We start from the raw sequence: 15,836 nt of genomic DNA, 5'->3' as shown, positions 1-15,836 counted from the left end.
CCGTCCTTGGTCACCCGACGCCAGAACTGCGGCCAGATGAACAGGTTCCAGGCTGCCGTGACGAGCAGGACGACGGACCAGCCGACGGGCAGGCTCATGCGCTGGTGAGCGCCTTGACGGCCGAGGTGAAGAAGCCGAGGCCGTCGGTGCCGGGGCCACAGAGGTCCTCGACGGCGTGCTCGGGGTGGGGCATGAGCCCCACGACGTTGCCGCGCTCGTTGGTGATGCCCGCGATGTCGCGCAACGACCCGTTCGGGTTGGTGCCGACGTAGCGGAAGACGACCTGGCCCTCCCCCTCGAGCCGGTCGAGCGTGGCCTGGTCGGCCACGAAGCCACCCTCACCGTTCTTGAGCGGGATGGTGATGTGCTGGCCGGCCGTGTAGTCGGTGGTCCACGCGGTGTCGGCGTTCTCGACCGACAGGACCTGGTCGCGGCAGATGAAGGTGCGGTGGTCGTTGCGGATGAGCGCGCCGGGCAGCAGGTGCGACTCGCAGAGGATCTGGAAGCCGTTGCAGATGCCGAGGACGGGCATGCCGCCCTGGGCCGCCGCCACGACCTCGGTCATCACCGGGGCGAACCGGGCGATGGCGCCGCAGCGCAGGTAGTCGCCGTAGGAGNNNNCCGCCTCACCACCGGCCAGGCGCACGGCTCGGCGTGCGTCGACGTCGTCGAGCGACCCCGGGAACGTGACGATGCCGATCTTCATGGCGTGCTCCTCATGGGTGGGGCCCTCAGCCCTCGACGCGGACGGTGAAGTCCTCGATGACCGGGTTGGACAGCAGCGTCCCGGCGATCTTCTCGACCTCGGCCAGCGTGGGCTCGTCGGCCGCGTCGACCTCGAGCTCGAAGCGCTTGCCCTGGCGGACGTCGGTGACACCCTCGAAACCGAGCCGCGGAAGGGCGCCGTGGACGGCCTTGCCCTGCGGGTCGAGGATCTCGGGCTTGGGCATGACGTCGACGATGATGCGGGCCATGTGGGCATCCTATCGGCGTCCTGGCCCGACCCTCTCACTCGGCACCACCGCGCTGTCCGACGTACGGTCGGGACATGCGCGTGAGTGTGATCGGGCTCGGTGCCATGGGCGCCGGGATGGCCGCGTCGGTCCTGCGAGCCGGCCTCGTGACGACCGTCTGGAACCGGAGCCCGGAGAAGTCCGAGCCGTTGCGGGACCAGGGCGCCCAGGTGGCCGCGACCGCTGCCGAGGCGGTCGCCGACGCCGACGTGGTCGTGGTCTCCCTGTTCGACGAGGCATCCGTGCAGGAGGTGCTGGAGCAGGCCCTGGCGGGGTCTGCTCCCTCCGCCGTGTGGCTGCAGACCGCGACCGTGGGTCCCGAGGGCGCGCGCCGGCTGCACGACCTCGCCGAGCGGCACGACCGGGTGCTCGTCGACGCCCCGGTCCTCGGCACGAAGAAGCCCGCCGCCGACGGTGCACTGACCGTGCTCACCTCCGGACCCGAGGAGGCGCTCGCGGCGGCGCGTCCCGTGCTCGATGCCATCGGGTCGCGCACGCTCGTCGTCGGCGACTCCGCGGGGCAGGCCAGTGCCCTCAAGCTGGCCTGCAACTCCTGGGTCGCCTCGCTCACTGCCGCCGCTGCGCAGGCGCTGACGCTGGCACGGGTCCAGGGCGTCGACCCCGGCCTCTTCCTCGAGGCGATCGAAGGCACGGCCGTGGACACCCCCTACGCCCATGTGAAGGGTCGTGCGATCCTCGCCGACGACCTCACGCCGTCCTTCGCGGTCGACGGCGTCGTGAAGGACCTCTCGCTCATGCTCGACGCCGGTGCGGACGTCATGGACACGTCGCTCCTGGCGTCCGTGCGGGACCGCTTCGCCGCCGCCTCCGACGCCGGGCACGGTGATGACGACATGGCCGCGGTCGTCGCCGGCTTCGAGCCGCGCGGCTGAGCCCGCCGTGACGCGCAGCTACCCGGGCCGACGCTGGGTCGACCGCTCCCTGCGGGAGGTCGTGTCCCGCGACCACCGCATGTCGCCCGCGGCGCTCCGGCGGCGCCAGTGGGTGACCGCCGGTGTCGTGGTGCTCGGCGCCGTCGTGCTCGCCATCTCGTTGCGCGTCGAGCCCGGCAGCCCGTGGTTCTACCCGCTCACGTTCGGGCTCGCCGCGGTCTGGACCATCGGCGCCTTCGCGTCCGGTCGGCTCCACCTGGGGCACATCGTCACCGACGACCCCGACGACGAGGACGGCCTCGTCCGCCCCGTCGTGCAGCCCATCGCCCTCGGTCTGGCGCTCGCGGGCGTGTTCGTCGTGGGCGCTCTCGTCGTGCGGGACATCCCGCTGCTGTCCGACCAGGTCGAGAAGGTGCTGGGGTTCGCGACCGAGGGCACGTTGCCGGTGCTCGTCGTCGTCACCGCCGTCAACGGCGTGGCGGAGGAGCTGTTCTTCCGCGGCGCCGCGTACGCCGCGATCCCCCGGCACCCGGTCGTCTGGACGACCGTGGCCTACACCGTCGCGACGCTCGCCACGGGCAACGTGATGCTCGCGTTCGCCGCGATCCTGCTCGGCGTGGTCGTAGGACTGCAGCGCCGCGCCTCGGGAGGCATCCTCGCGCCGGTCCTCACGCACTGCACGTGGTCGCTCACCATGCTGCTCGCCCTCCCCCCGATCTTCGGGCTGCGCTAGCGAGGGACGAGCGGACGGCCGGGCCCGGGCCTCCCCGGACCCGGCCGTCGCACATCATCGGTCGAGCTGGGCTCAGATCTCGCGCTTGAGGATCTTGCCGGTCGCGGTCATCGGCAGCTCGTCGCGGAACTCCACGATGCGCGGGTACTTGTAGGCCGCGAACTGCTCCTTGCCCCACGCCACGAGGTCGGCCTCGGAGACGTCGTCGTGGTCCTTCTCCTTGACGACCACGGCCTTGATCTCCTCGCCGTGCGACTCGTGGGGGACGCCGATGACGGCGACCAGCGAGACGGCCGGGTGCGAGATCAGCACCTCCTCGAGCTCACGCGGGTACACGTTGAAGCCACCGCGGATGATCATGTCCTTGCTGCGGTCGACGATGTAGTAGAAGCCGTCGGCGTCCTTGCGCGCGAGGTCGCCCGAGCGGAACCAGCCGTCGTGGATGGCCTCCTCGGTGGCCTCGGGACGGTCGTAGTAGCCCTTCATGACGTTGTGGCCCTTGATGGCGATCTCGCCCACCGCGGACTTGCCGTCCTCCTGGACGTCGTCGGGCACGTCGTTCCACTCGTCGTCGATGAGCTTCATCTCCACGCCGGGGATCGGCACGCCGATGGAGCCGACGCGCGGCTCCTCGCCGTAGCGGGCGAACGACGCGACGGGCGACGTCTCCGACAGGCCGTAGCCCTCGAGGATCGTCACCCCGAAGCGCTCGGAGAACTGGCGGTGGATGTCGACAGGGAGCGCCGAGCCGCCGGCTGCGGCGACCCGCAGGTTCTTCGCGATGGTCGCCACGTCGACGCTGTCGTCGAGCGCGCCCAGCAGGCCCCAGTACATGGTGGGGACACCCGCGAAGTAGGTGACCTGCTCCTTCAGCATGAGCCCGAGCGCCGCCTGCGCCTCGAAGCGCGGCAGCATGACCACGGTGCCGCCGAACGCCACCGCACCGTTCTGGATGCAGGTCTGCCCGAAGGAGTGGAACAGCGGCAGGACGCACAGGTAGGTGTCGGGGTTGGACTCGTCGGCGCCGAACAGGTCGGCGCCGGCCAGCGCGTTGTCGCGCATGTTGCGGTGCCGCAGCTCCGCGCCCTTGGGCTGGCCCGTGGTGCCCGACGTGTAGAGGATGACCGCGGTGTCGTCGTCGTCGCGCTCGACCGTCTCGAACGTGGGCGGCTGCTGCGCCACGAGCGGGGCGTAGAACTCGGGCGCCTCCATGGGCTCCGGGGCGGCGGAGTCGAGCTTGATGAGGAAGAAGTCCTTGCAGCCGTCGACCGCCTGGAAGCCCTCCCACGCGGCCTCGCCGATCGGCAGGTCCGGCGTGCCCTCGAACGCGAAGTAGGCCACCGCGTCGGAGTCGTCGAGGTGGTAGGCGACCTCACGACCGCGCAGCAGCACGTTCAGCGGAACGACCGTGGCGCCTGCCTTGAGGATGCCGAAGTAGATGATCGTGAAGTACGGAAGGTTCGGGCACGAGAGCGCCACCTTGTCGCCCGGCTGGACGCCCCGCGACACGAGCAGGTTCGCCACCTGGTTGGCCGCACCGTTCACCTGCGCGTAGTTCAGGCGGGTGTCGCCGAAGACGATCGCCGTCCGGTCGGCGTACTTCTCGGTGGTGGTCTCCAGCAGGGCGGCGAGATTGGCCACGACGGCTCCTCGGGTCAGGGGGTGTGTGCGACGTCACCCACAGTACCCAGCGCTCGGATACCGCGAGTACGCGACTCCCACCCGGAACGCGCCTCGACCGACCGTCAGAAGCGGGAGCCGGTGAGCTGCTCGTACGCCTGCACGTAGCGCTCGCGGGTCCGCTCCACGACCTCGGACGGGAGCGTCGGGGGCGGCGTGTCGCTCGCCCGGTCCCAGCCCGACTCGGTGGTGAGCCAGTCCCGCACGAACTGCTTGTCGAACGACGACTGGGCGCGGCCCGGCTGGTAGGTCTCGGCCGGCCAGAAGCGCGAGGAGTCGGGCGTGAGGACCTCGTCGGCGAGCACGATGGTGCCGTCGGGCCGGGCCCCGAACTCGAGCTTGGTGTCGGCCAGGATGATGCCGCGGGTGCGGGCCACCCGCTCGGCGCGGGCGTACACGGCGAGCGTCAGGTCGCGCAGCCGCTCGGCGACCTCGGACCCCACGAGGTCGACGACCGCCTCGAAGTCGATGTTCTCGTCGTGGTCGCCCAGCTCGGCCTTCGAGGCGGGGGTGAAGATCGGCTCCGGCAGGCGCGACCCGTCGACCAGGCCGTCCGGGAGCGGCACGCCGCACACCTGGCCGGTGGCCTGGTAGTCGGCGAGGCCGGAGCCGGTCAGGTAGCCACGGACCACGCACTCGACCGGGTACATGTCGAGCTTCTCGACGACGAGCGCGCGACCACGCACCCGCTCGGGCACCTGGGTGGAGACCACGTGGTGCGGCACGATGTCGGCCAGCTGGTCGAACCACCACAGCGACATGCGGGTGAGGATCTCGCCCTTGTCGGGGATGCCGGGGCTCAGCACGAAGTCGTAGGCCGAGATCCGGTCCGACGCCACCATGAGCAGGTGGCCCGACTCGAGCTCGTAGAGGTCGCGGACCTTGCCGGAGTGCAGGTGCAGGGCACCGGGGACGTCGAGAGGCACGGCGACAGCCTAGGTCCTGAGAGCCGGATGGTCCGACAGCGGACCCGGGACGTCAGTCCGCCAGGACGTCCGACATCACGTGGTCGACGACGCGGGACGCGGCAGCGCCGTCGTCCCAGGGGGCGTAGGTCGCTCGGAACTGCGCGAGCCGCTCGGCCCACGCCGTCCTCAGGCCAGGGACGTCACGCAGGACCTCCAGCAGGGCCTCACCGCTGCGGACCACCGGGCCCGGCGCCTCGACCTCGAGATCGAGGTAGAACCCCCTCAGCTCCCGCTGGTAGTGGTCGAGGTCGGACGCGAGGAACACCATCGGCCGGGCGAGGATGCTGTAGTCGAACATGACGGAGCTGTAGTCGGTCACGAGGACGTCGGACGCCAGCAGAAGCTCCTGGGTGTCGGGATACCTGCTGACGTCGAGAGCCACGTCGGCGTGCTCCTGCAGGCTCGGCCGCTCCCGGACGAGGTTGTGGAAGCGCACCGCGAGCGTCGCCGTCGCGCCGAGCTCCTCGCGCCAGCGGTCGAGGTCGATCTCCAGGTCCTGGCGCCAGTAGGCACCGACGCGCTGGTCGTCGCGGAAGGTGGGGGCGTAGAGCACGAGCAGTCGGTCCTCTGCGACACCCAGGCGCCTCCGGACGAGCGCCCGACGCTCCTGCGCGTCGGCCCCCACCAGCGCGTCGTTGCGGGGGTAGCCCGTCTCGAGCATCCGTCCCTCGAACCTGAAGGCGCTCTCGAAGCAGGCGCTCGCGTACGGACTGGGCGAGACCAGCACGTCCCACTGACGGGTGAGGTGCGCAGCCTTCTCGTGGTAGTCGTCGCCGCGCCCGGCCATCCGCTCGACGTCGTGCTGCATCTTCTTCAGCGGGGTGCCGTGCCACGTCTGGACGTACGTCGTGCCGCGGGGCGTCTCGACGAGCTCGGGGAGATTCTGGTTCGTGACCCAGTACCTCGCGCGGCCGAGCAGCCAGAAGTACTCGAGGGTGAAGCGGCCGACCTTGCGCCCGGGACCTTCGGCCAGCCGGACCGGGGTGTAGGAGACGTAGACGAGCTCCGCGGTCGATCCGCGCGCCTGGAGGTGCTCGAAGATCGCCCGTGGGCTGTCGCCGTAGCGGGCACCGCGGTCACTCTCGAAGACGACCAGGTCGCGCCGCGGCAGCCTCGCGGCGAGGCCGAACACGGCGCGGGCGAGCCGGACGTAGTGCGGGCCGGCGCGGAAGCGGTCGTAGCCGGCGCGGTGGTCGGCACGGAACCGCCACACCCGGTCACGCCAGCGTGCGCGTCGTCGGACCACGTCGTAGATGCGTCCGCAGGCCCCGGTGTCGCGGTGCTGGAGGAAGCGGTCCGCACGGTCGACCATCTGCGGAGCCATCCCCGCACCGCTCTCGAGCGCCGCCGCGACCCAGGACGCGGTCTCGTCGGCGCTGCGCAGCACAGGACCCGGCAGCTGGGTCTCGAGGTCGATGTGCGGCCCGCGTGCTCCGACGAGCATGCGGGCCTGGTCGAACTGGAAGAACCCCACGGGCCGACGCAGGAACGCCGCGTCCCACGCCACGCTGGAGTAGTCGGTCAGCAGGACGGAGGCACGGCGCAGGAGCTCCTGCAGGTCGAACGTGCCGGCCACACGGACCTCGACCCCCTCGGCCACCAGCTGGTCAGCGACGATCGCGGCGTTCGGATGGAGGACGAGCACGACCCGCGTGCCCCGCTCCTCGAGCTGACGCCGCAGGTGCGGGTGGTCGAGGACGTCGTGCCACTGGCGCACGTAGTCCGTCGTCGTCGGGTCGTCGGCACTGCGCAACCAGTCGCGCCACGTCGGCATGACGAGCAGCAGCCGGTCGGGCTCGGGCGGGTCGGCCAGCAGCGCGTCGAACCGGGCGAACCCGGTGACCGCGACCTGGTGAGGCGCGTAGAGGTAGTCCTCGACGAAGATCCGTCGCTCCAACGGCGAACACGCGATCACGACGTCGGACGCGAGCCCCTGGGCGGGTCGTCGTCCGTAGTGCCGCGTCACGTTCTTCATCGCCGTCACGCCGTGCTGCAGGAAGACGCGGCGTCCGCGGGAGCGCTTGACCACCCAGTCGGCGCGCCCGGCCAGCAGCTCACCCACGCCGTGGGTGTAGAGGTACCGGGAAGCCACGAGGGCGAGCCACACGTGCCGCCGAGAGCCCCGCACCACGACCTGGCCGAGTGGCGCCACCCTCGCGTGGCCCTCGGAGCCGGCGTCGGTGACGAAGTAGACGCGACGTCGCGGGTGGTGCGCGCGCACCCACGCGAAGAAGTGGTACCCGTTGTCGTCCGCCCTGCCGCCCGTCTCCCCGACCAGCCACACCCGCGCCCATGGACGGACCAGCCAGAGCGCCCAGGCGACGCGACGCAGTCGGGTCAGCAGGGCGTGGGCGTCGGCGTCGTACGTCTGGACGGACAGCGCGAGCCGCTTGACCCGGAATGTCACGTACGTGGACAGCACGTGGACCCGTGCGCCGTCGACGACGACCAGCTCGGGCGCCATCTCGCCCAGCGCCGACTCCGGGACGGGGACGTCGACCGGCTCCGCCTCGGACGGGTGGGCGACCGCAAGGACGACATCGACCTGCTCGGCGTCCTGCACGACGTCACGGCACCGCTCGACAGGGATCGTCCCGGTGGCCGCGACCACCCAGTGGCCGGTCGCGCGCTCACGCTCGGTGTCCGCGACCGGGTCGAGCGGCACCGCGACCTGCGCGCCGGTGCGCCGGTTGCGCAGCTGCAGCGTGACCGCGGCGAACGGCTGGTCGGAGCTCGCGAGGTCCGCCTTCACCTGGGCGTGCCCCTCTGCCACTGTGAGCGAGAAGGAGTCGACCTTGTGCTGCGACGGCGACACGTCCGCAAGGACGATGGACACGGTGCTCTTCGCCGTCAGGTGGACCCAGCGCCTCGAGCCTGCGACCGGGACCCCGACGTCGGTGCCGCGACGGACGATCTGCGCCGCTCGCCCGAGGCGCAGCTCGCGCGACGGGTCGTCGGCGGTCCTCGTGTCGAGGAACAGCGCCACCGAGCGTGCGTCGGCGGGCACGAGGTCGGTCGACGCGAGGTCGAGCTCCACGTCGAAGTCACTGCTGGGTACGCACGCCACCCGGACCTGCGACTCGTCGCCGGCTGGACCCCAGCGGGCGACCAGCCCGGTGACCCGGTGCGTCTCGCGCAGCCGCCCCGTGATGCGCAGGACGGTGCCGTCGAGCTCGAGCTCGAGTCGCTGGCGCACCGGAACGCGCGGTGCCGTGGGAGGCGCGCCGCCACCACGTCGCGCGACGGCCCGGCGCAGACGACCGAGCTGCGCGCGCACGGCGGCGGCCTGCCTCACAGGATCGCGCCAGGCGCGTAGGCAGCCGCCTCCGGATCTGCCGAGACGACGGCGTCGACCTCCGCGACGACGGCGGCCACCTGGGCCGTGGCCGCACCGGTGAACTCCAGCGGCGCGGCGACGAGCATCGCGAGGTCGGGCTGGGTGAGCGCCAGGCGCTCGTCGGCGGCCAGGCGGTCGAAGAGCTCGTTGCGGGCCGCGCCCTTCTCGCGCATCTCGAGGGCGACGCCCACGGCGTGCTCCTTGATGACCTCGTGGGCGACCTCGCGGCCGACACCGGCCCGCACCGCCGCCATGAGCACCTTCGTCGTCGCGAGGAACGGCAGGTAGCGGTCGAGCTCGCGCTGGACGACGGCCGGGAAGACGCCGAACTCGTCGAGCACCGTCAGGAACGTCTCGAACAGGCCGTCGGCGGCGTAGAAAGCGTCGGGCAGCGCCACCCGGCGGACCACCGAGCACGACACGTCGCCCTCGTTCCACTGGTCACCGGCCAGCTCGCCCACCATCGAGACGTACCCGCGGACGATGACGGCCAGGCCGTTGACGCGCTCGCAGGAGCGGGTGTTCATCTTGTGCGGCATGGCGCTCGAGCCCACCTGGCCGGGCTTGAAGCCCTCCGTGACCAGCTCGTTGCCCGCCATCAGGCGGATCGTGGTGGCCAGGTTGGAGGGGGCCGCCACGAGCTGGGCCAGCGAGGTCACCACGTCGTAGTCGAGCGAGCGCGGGTACACCTGGCCGACGCTGGTAAGCACGCGGTCGAAGCCGAGGTGGGCGGCGATCCGTCCCTCGAGGTCGGCGAGCGCCTGCTGGTCCCCACCGAGGAGGTCGAGCTGGTCCTGGGCGGTGCCGACCGGACCCTTGATGCCTCGCAGCGGGTACCGGGCCAGCAGGTCGTCGAGCCGGCCCACGCCCGTGAGCAGCTCGTCGGCCGCGGAGGCGAAGCGCTTGCCGAGCGTGGTGGCCTGCGCGGCGACGTTGTGGCTGCGCCCGGCCATGACCAGCTCCGCGTGCTCGGCCGCGAGCCGCCCCAGGCGGGCCAGGGCCGCCACCGCGCGCGAGCGCAGCACCTGCAGCGACGCACGCACCTGGAGCTGCTCGACGTTCTCGGTGAGGTCGCGCGACGTCATGCCCTTGTGGATGTGCTCGCTGCCGGCCAGCGCGGCGAACTCCTCGATGCGGGCCTTCACGTCGTGGCGGGTGACCTTCTCACGCTCGGCGATCGACGCGAGGTCGACCTGGTCGACCACGGCCTCGTACGCCTCGATCACGCCGTCGGGCGTCTCCACCCCGAGGTCGCGCTGTGCCTTCAGCACCGCGATCCACAGCTGCCGCTCGAGCACGATCTTGTGCTCGGGCGACCAGATGCGGGCGATCTCGGGCGAGGCGTAGCGGTGGGCCAGAACGTTGGGCGTCGTCACGGACGCCATCCTCCCACCGCGGCCTCCCGCGGCTCACCACGGTCCCGGAGCCCGACCAGGAGGCCGGGCCGACCGTCAGACCTCGATCTCGCCGCGCTGGGCGGCGAGGGCGATGTCGGAGCGGAACTGGGCGCCCTCGAAGGAGATCGCGTCGACCCCGGCGTAGGCGCGGTCGCGGGCGTGCTCGAGGTTCTCACCCACCCCGGTGACCGACAGCACGCGACCGCCTGCGGTGACCAGCCGACCGTCCTCGTCGAGCGCGGTGCCCGCGTGGATCACGTCGACACCGTCGATGGCGTCGGCCGCCCCGACGCCCAGGATCACGTCGCCCGAGCTCGAGGTGGCGGGGTAGCCGGCGGAGGCCATGACCACCGTGACGGCGGTGCCGTCGTGCCAGGACGGCAGGCCGACGGAGGCGAGCTCCCCGGTGGCGGCACCGTGCAGCAGCGACGACAGCGGCGTGCGCAGCAGCGCGAGGATGGCCTGGGTCTCGGGGTCGCCGAAGCGCGCGTTGAACTCCACGACCCGCACGCCGCGCGACGTGAGCGCCAGTCCCGCGTAGAGCAGACCCTGGAACGGGGTGCCACGACGAGACATCTCCTGGACCGTGGGCACGAGCACGCGACGGGAGACCTCGGCCACGAGGTCCTCGGGCGTCCAGTCGAGCGGCGTGTAGGCGCCCATGCCACCGGTGTTCGGGCCGGCGTCGCCCTCGAGGGCACGCTTGAAGTCCTGGGCGGGGAGCAGCGGCAGCACCGTCTCCCCGTCGGTGATGGCGAAGAGCGAGACCTCCGGACCGTCGAGGAACTCCTCGATGACCACGCGGTCGCACCCCGCCGCGTGGGCGACGGCGGCCTGGCGGTCCTCGGTGACGACCACGCCCTTGCCGGCGGCGAGGGCGTCGTCCTTCACGACGTAGGGCGGGCCGAACGCGTCGAGCGCGGCCACGACCTCCTCGGGCGTCTCGCAGACGTGCGCCAGGGCGGTGGGCACCTCGGCGGCGGCCATGACCTGCTTGGCGAAGGCCTTCGAGCCCTCCAGCTGCGCTGCGGCACGCGACGGGCCGAAGCAGGCGATGCCGGCGTCGCGGACGGCGTCGGCGACCCCGGCCACCAGCGGCGCCTCGGGACCCACCACCACCAGGTCGGCACCCAGCGAGGTGGCCAGCGCCGCCACGGCCGCCCCGTCGAGCGGGTCGACGTCGTGCAGGCTCGCGACGTCGGCGATGCCGGGGTTCCCGGGGGCCGCGTGCACCTCGGTCACGCCCGGGTCACGGGACAGCGCGAGGGCGAGGGCGTGCTCGCGCCCGCCCGTGCCGACGACCAGCGTCTTCATGCCTCGTCCTCCAGGAGGTCGTGCAGCACCACGGTCTCCTCGCGGTCCGGGCCGACGCCGACGGCGGAGATGCGCGCCCCCGACATCGCCTCGACGGCGCGCACGTACCGCTGCGCCGCCTCGGGCAGGTCGTCCATGGTCCGGGCGCCGGAGATGTCCTCGGTCCAACCGTCGAAGTACTCGTAGATCGGCTTGGCGTGGTGGAAGCCGGTCTGGGTCGTGGGCATCTCGTCCACCCGCTCGCCGTCGACGTCGTAGGCGACGCACACGGGGATGCGGTCCCACCCGGTGAGCACGTCGAGCTTCGTGAGCACGAAGTCGGTGACGCCGTTGATGCGTGCCGCGTAGCGCGCCACCGGGGCGTCGTACCAGCCGCAGCGTCGCGGACGGCCCGTCGTGGTGCCGAACTCGCCGCCGTTGGTGCGCAGGCGCTCGCCGTCCTCGTCGAAGAGCTCGGTGGGGAAGGGACCCTCCCCCACGCGGGTGGCGTACGCCTTGACGATGCCGATGACGCGGGTGATCCGGGTGGGCGCGATGCCCGAGCCGGTGCACGCGCCGCCGGTGGTGGCCGACGACGAGGTGACGAAGGGGTACGTGCCGTGGTCGACGTCGAGGAGCGTGGCCTGGCCGGCCTCGAGCAGCACCGTCTCGCCGCGGTCCAGCGCCTCGTGCAGCACGAGCGCGGTGTCGGCGACCATCGGCCGCAGCCGCTCGGCGTGCACGAGCAGCTGGTCGACGATCTCGTCGACGCTCACCGCCCGACGGTTGTAGACCTTGGTGAGCATCTGGTTCTTCAGCTCGAGCGCGCCCTCGACCTTGGCGCGCAGGATCTTCTCGTCGAAGAGGTCCTGCACGCGCACGCCCAGCCGGTTCATCTTGTCGGCGTAGGTGGGGCCGATGCCACGCCCGGTGGTGCCGATCTTGCGGCTGCCGAGGAAGCGCTCCGTCACCTTGTCGAGGGTGCGGTTGTAGTCGGCGATGAGGTGGGCGTTCGCGCTCACGCGCAGGGCGCTCGTGTCGATGCCACGCGCCTCGAGGGCGTCGATCTCCTCGAACAGGACGTCGAGGTCGATCACGACGCCGTTGCCGATGATCGGCGTGCACCCGGGCGACAGGATGCCGCTCGGCAGCAGGTGGAGGGCGTACTTCTCGTCGCCGATGACGACGGTGTGGCCGGCGTTGTTGCCGCCGTTGAACTTGACGACGTAGTCGACGCGGCTGCCGAGCAGGTCGGTGGCCTTGCCCTTGCCCTCGTCACCCCACTGGGCTCCGACGATGACGACTGCGGGCATGCGATGCACCCCTCGAGGTTCGTAGTGACGCTGTGACGCGAGAGAAGCCCCGACGGTGCGGGGCTCTGACTGCCGCATCGTATCGGGACGAGCGTCCCAGCCGCGAATGCCGAGGTGGTCGACGCTGCGCCGGGTGCCGTCGGGGCATAGGCTCCGAGGGCGCCGGGAGGGGGCGTTTCGTACGACGACGACGCCAGCGCGGAGGGAGCGCCATGACCGGCACGGGACCCTGGGTCGCTGTGGTGAACGCCCAGGCGGGCAGCAGCGACGACCCGCGCCTCGAGGAGGCGCTCGAGACGTTGCGGGCGCGCGTGACCCTCGAGGTGCGCCGCACCGAGGACGCCGACGACCTGCGGGACGCGGTGCGTGCGGCGCGCGGCGGCGTGGTCGTGGCGGTCGGAGGGGACGGCAGCATCCACGCCGTGGTCACCGCGATCGACGACCTCGACCAGTTCGACGACGTCGAGCTCGCGATCGTCCCCCTCGGGACGGGCAACGACTTCGTGCGCACGCTGGGCATCAGCGACGACCCGGTCGAGGCGGCCCGTCAGGCCCTCGACTCCGAGCCCCGGCTCGCCGACCTGATCCGCGACGACGACGACCGGCTCGTCGTGAACGCCGCGCACATCGGGCTGGGCGCGGAGGCCAACATCAAGGCGGAGCCGTGGAAGAAGGCCTTCGGGCCCGTCGGCTACGCCATGGGCGCCGTCATCACGGGTGTCGTCGGCAAGGGCATCCGCGCGTCGGTGACGGTGGACGGGCAGCCCGTGCACTCACCGCGTCGGCTCATCCAGGTGGCGGTGGGCAACGGCCGGTACGTGGGGGGCGGCGCGCCGCTCCTGCCGGAGGCCGACCCCTTCGACGGGTCGCTCGACGTGGCCGTGGTGTGGGCGCACGCCCGCTGGAAGCGCCTCGCCTACGCGTGGCGACTGCGGCGCGGTCGGCACCCGATGCGCGACGACGTCGTGTACCTGAAGGTGCACGAGGTGACGGTGACCGGCGAGTCGACGCCGGCGAACCTGGACGGCGAGATCGCGTCGCCGAGCACGCGGCACGCATGGCGGGTCGAGCCCGGTCGCCTGCGCCTGCGCGCCCCGGCCGGCGCGCCTCCGGACCTCCCGGACTGACACGCACCCGCCCCCACGGGGGTCCGAGGGGTCAGCGCACGAGCTCGGCGTACGCCTCCGGGCTCGACTCGTGGAGGAACTCGCGGCAGCGATGCGCCTCGGCGTCGTCGCCGAGCCGCTCGGACCCCGTGGCGAGCACGGCGAGCGAGCGGAGGAAGCCCTGGTTGGGCTCGTGCGACCACGGCACCGGTCCGTGACCCTTCCAGCCGTTGCGCCGCAAGGAGTCCAGCGAGCGGTGGTAGGCCGTGCGCGCGAAGGCGTAGCCCTCCAGGTCGCGTCCGTCGTCGAGCGCGTCCTGCGCCAGCAGGGCCCACGCGAGGACCGAGTCCGGGGTCGTCGAGGCCACGGCCTGCGGCGACGTGCCGGTCGCCAGCTCCGCGGCCCCGGGGTCGACGGGCAGGAACGTCTCGGGCGGCTCGCCCAGCAGGTTCGTCATGGTGTCGACCCTACGCACCGGGTCCCGCTCGCCGCCTCGCGCGTCCAGCGTGGGGTCGGGCCCGGCTTCGGCGTTGATGCTGCGCTGCTGCGGCTGGGTCTCGCGGCGGCCTCCGAAAGAGCCTCGACGGACAGGAGCGCCGGGCACGGCCGGGCGCCCCGGGCCCCCGATCCGCGTCTTGACGCCTTGACGTCGATCTCGCGGCCCGCAATCGACGCAATGGCGTCACAACGCTGGATTCGGACACTTCCGGGGCATTCCGACCCCTTCAACCGCCCAGGAAGTGTCCGAAACGCGAGCCGCGGCCCGGGAACCCCGCCGGCACGCCGGGTCCGCCCCGGTCGAGGCCCTTTCGGAGCCCACCTCGATGCCCGCGGCAACCGGCGCAGCCCCGAACCGGGCGCGACCGGCTTCCCCGGGCACCCGATCCGCGTTGTGACGCCTTCACGTCGATCCGGAGGCGGGAAACCGACGCGAAGGCGTCAAACCGCCCGAGACCGTGACCTCAGAGGGACGTGCCGGCCGACCGCAGGTTCTGGCAGGCCTCGACCACGCGGGCGGCCATGCCGGCCTCGGCGGCCTTGCCCCAGGCTCGGGGGTCGTAGGCCTTCTTGTTGCCGACCTCGCCGTCGATCTTCAGCACGCCGTCGTAGTTGCTGAACATGTGGCCGACCACCGGGCGGGTGAAGGCGTACTGGGTGTCGGTGTCGACGTTCATCTTCACGACGCCGTAGTCGACCGCCGCCGAGATCTCCTCGGGCAGCGAGCCCGAACCGCCGTGGAAGACGAAGTCGAACGGGGCGTCCTTGCCGTACTTCTGGCTGACCGCATCCTGCGCGGCCTTGAGCACCTCGGGCCGCAGCTTCACGTTGCCCGGCTTGTAGACGCCGTGCACGTTGCCGAACGTGAGGGCCGTCAGGTAGCGGCCCTTCTCGCCCAGACCGAGGGCCTCGGCGGTGGCCAGGGCGTCCTCGGGCGTCGTGTAGAGCTTGTCGTTGATCTCGGCCTCGACGCCGTCCTCCTCGCCACCGACGACGCCGATCTCGACCTCGAGGATGATGTGGGCGGCGGCAGCCTTCTCGAGCAGCTCCTGCGCGATCACCAGGTTCTCGTCGAGCGGCACGGCCGAGCCGTCCCACATGTGCGACTGGAAGTACGGCAGCCCGCCGCCGGCGACCCGCTCGGCCGACGCGGCCAGCAGGGGCCGGACGAAGCCGTCGAGCTTGTCCTTCGGGCAGTGGTCGGTGTGCAGCGCGACGTTGACCGGGTACTTCTTGGCCACCTCCTGCGCGAAGGCGGCGAACGCCAGCGAGCCGGACACCATGTCCTTGACGGTGGGGCCGGAGAAGTACTCCGCGCCGCCGGTGGAGACCTGGATGATGCCGTCGGACCCTGCCTCGGCGAATCCCGCGAGTGCGGCGTTCAGCGTCTGCGACGACGAGACGTTGATCGCCGGGTACGCGAACGACTCGGCCTTGGCCTTGTCGAGCATCGCGGCGTAGATCTCGGGAGTGGCGACGGGCATGGAGGTCTCCTGGAGGTCGGCTGGTCGACCGGACGAGCGGTCACGTCAACCCTACTGGTCCAGGCGCTTCACGAGAGCCCGGGCGAGCACCTGCACCGGGCTCCACACCGACGAGAACGGC

General features: G+C 71.9%; 11 protein-coding genes and 3 pseudogenes. 3 read left to right on the top strand and 11 right to left on the bottom strand.

The genetic code is table 11. The features are described from left to right. Positions 1-94: 94 nt before the first annotated feature. The 3 genes and pseudogenes from purQ to purS all read right to left on the bottom strand — a co-directional run. Positions 95-617 (bottom strand): annotated as a pseudogene (gene purQ / locus ASF38_RS00955) (phosphoribosylformylglycinamidine synthase subunit PurQ); the annotation flags it as partial. A 4-nt stretch (positions 618-621) separates the two neighbouring features. Continuing rightward, positions 622-706: pseudogene (locus tag ASF38_RS18555) on the bottom strand (phosphoribosylformylglycinamidine synthase subunit PurQ); the annotation flags it as partial. A 25-nt stretch (positions 707-731) separates the two neighbouring features. After that, positions 732-974: a phosphoribosylformylglycinamidine synthase subunit PurS gene (purS, locus tag ASF38_RS00950; protein ID WP_055969451.1), complete on the bottom strand. Its 243-nt coding sequence runs from the start codon at positions 972-974 to the stop codon at positions 732-734. Positions 975-1,048: 74 nt separating this feature from the next. On the opposite strand from purS, the gene ASF38_RS00945 reads away from it, so the two are divergent. Both ASF38_RS00945 and ASF38_RS00940 read left to right on the top strand, forming a co-directional pair. Then, positions 1,049-1,906, top strand: coding sequence for an NAD(P)-dependent oxidoreductase (locus tag ASF38_RS00945; RefSeq protein WP_056573089.1), 858 nt, complete (start codon positions 1,049-1,051; stop codon positions 1,904-1,906). A gap of 7 nt (positions 1,907-1,913) precedes the next feature. Then, on the top strand, positions 1,914-2,639 hold the full coding sequence (locus ASF38_RS00940; RefSeq protein ID WP_055969454.1) for a CPBP family intramembrane glutamic endopeptidase: 726 nt from the start codon (positions 1,914-1,916) through the stop codon (positions 2,637-2,639). Positions 2,640-2,711: 72 nt separating this feature from the next. Here ASF38_RS00940 and ASF38_RS00935 read toward each other — a convergent pair whose 3' ends face one another. The 6 genes and pseudogenes from ASF38_RS00935 to ASF38_RS00910 all read right to left on the bottom strand — a co-directional run bounded on the left by ASF38_RS00935 (position 2,712) and on the right by ASF38_RS00910 (position 12,627). Further along, a complete protein-coding gene (locus ASF38_RS00935; RefSeq protein ID WP_056552685.1) occupies positions 2,712-4,280 on the bottom strand; it encodes a long-chain fatty acid--CoA ligase in 1,569 nt (522 codons plus the stop codon). Positions 4,281-4,396: 116 nt separating this feature from the next. Beyond that, positions 4,397-5,245: pseudogene (locus tag ASF38_RS00930) on the bottom strand (phosphoribosylaminoimidazolesuccinocarboxamide synthase); the annotation flags it as partial. Between the two features lie 52 nt (positions 5,246-5,297). Then, positions 5,298-8,564 (bottom strand): CDP-glycerol glycerophosphotransferase family protein, encoded by a 3,267-nt coding sequence (locus ASF38_RS00925; protein WP_156366734.1) that lies wholly within the window; start codon positions 8,562-8,564, stop codon positions 5,298-5,300. 14 nt (positions 8,565-8,578) lie between these two features. Beyond that, positions 8,579-10,009: an adenylosuccinate lyase gene (gene purB, locus ASF38_RS00920; RefSeq protein ID WP_056573082.1), complete on the bottom strand. Its 1,431-nt coding sequence runs from the start codon at positions 10,007-10,009 to the stop codon at positions 8,579-8,581. A 66-nt stretch (positions 10,010-10,075) separates the two neighbouring features. Then, positions 10,076-11,335, bottom strand: coding sequence for a phosphoribosylamine--glycine ligase (gene purD / locus ASF38_RS00915; RefSeq protein ID WP_056573079.1), 1,260 nt, complete (start codon positions 11,333-11,335; stop codon positions 10,076-10,078). Further along, positions 11,332-12,627: an adenylosuccinate synthase gene (locus ASF38_RS00910; RefSeq protein ID WP_056552695.1), complete on the bottom strand. Its 1,296-nt coding sequence runs from the start codon at positions 12,625-12,627 to the stop codon at positions 11,332-11,334. Before ASF38_RS00910 ends, purD begins: the two co-directional genes overlap by 4 nt. A gap of 212 nt (positions 12,628-12,839) precedes the next feature. Here ASF38_RS00910 and ASF38_RS00905 point away from each other — a divergent pair, with 212 nt between their 5' ends. Further along, the gene (locus tag ASF38_RS00905; protein WP_055969477.1) at positions 12,840-13,754 is read left to right on the top strand and encodes a diacylglycerol kinase family protein; all 915 of its coding nucleotides are present in this window, start codon (positions 12,840-12,842) and stop codon (positions 13,752-13,754) included. A 31-nt stretch (positions 13,755-13,785) separates the two neighbouring features. On the opposite strand, the gene ASF38_RS00900 is transcribed toward ASF38_RS00905, so the two are convergent. Both ASF38_RS00900 and fbaA read right to left on the bottom strand, forming a co-directional pair. Next, positions 13,786-14,190, bottom strand: a complete 405-nt coding sequence (locus tag ASF38_RS00900) for a DUF3151 domain-containing protein (RefSeq protein ID WP_055969480.1) — start codon at positions 14,188-14,190, stop codon at positions 13,786-13,788. Between the two features lie 505 nt (positions 14,191-14,695). Then, positions 14,696-15,715: a class II fructose-bisphosphate aldolase gene (fbaA, locus tag ASF38_RS00895; protein WP_055969482.1), complete on the bottom strand. Its 1,020-nt coding sequence runs from the start codon at positions 15,713-15,715 to the stop codon at positions 14,696-14,698. Positions 15,716-15,836 lie beyond the last annotated feature (121 nt).

Origin of the sequence: Aeromicrobium sp. Leaf272 (genome assembly GCF_001422865.1) — a bacterium.
Lineage (GTDB): Bacteria > Actinomycetota > Actinomycetes > Propionibacteriales > Nocardioidaceae > Aeromicrobium.
This window is presented reverse-complemented; position numbering and strand designations above follow the sequence as displayed.